The sequence below is a fragment of the Oleiphilus sp. HI0067 genome, assembly GCF_001635735.1.
Genome location: NZ_LWFI01000569.1, coordinates 1 through 367, shown reverse-complemented (window position 1 = coordinate 367; position 367 = coordinate 1). Strand labels below are relative to the sequence as shown.

Here is a 367-nt window from a genome sequence, read left to right as displayed (position 1 = left end):
GGCCATCATCATTCAAATCAAGAATAGGCTTGCTTGGATTTAAGCCGGTTAGCAACGGCAAGGCATACAAGTAACTCGCACCACCACCTGAACACTCAGATACATCTGGTATCAAACTTGAGAACAAGGCAATCGGACCAACCTCTGAATCAAACAGCAACTCAGGTTTTTGCGTCACACGCTCACCTTCAGCTGATTCGCCAGAAACGATGAAGTCGACATACCAACCTTCGTTACTGTCCCAGTTCACGTCTGTACCAGTGAGAGACTTCACCTCATCCGTTTCCGTAAAGGTTCTAGCCGCTAGATCGGTACGGACAAGCTCTTGCTCAGTTCCGCTATCCCAGATGGTGTAATAGCTTTGGAC

1 protein-coding gene is annotated in these 367 nt (G+C 48.0%); it reads right to left on the bottom strand.

Annotated elements, in window-relative coordinates:
- Positions 1 to 367 (bottom strand): hypothetical protein (locus A3739_RS29530; RefSeq protein WP_197472129.1); only part of this gene is annotated, 367 nt, incomplete at both ends.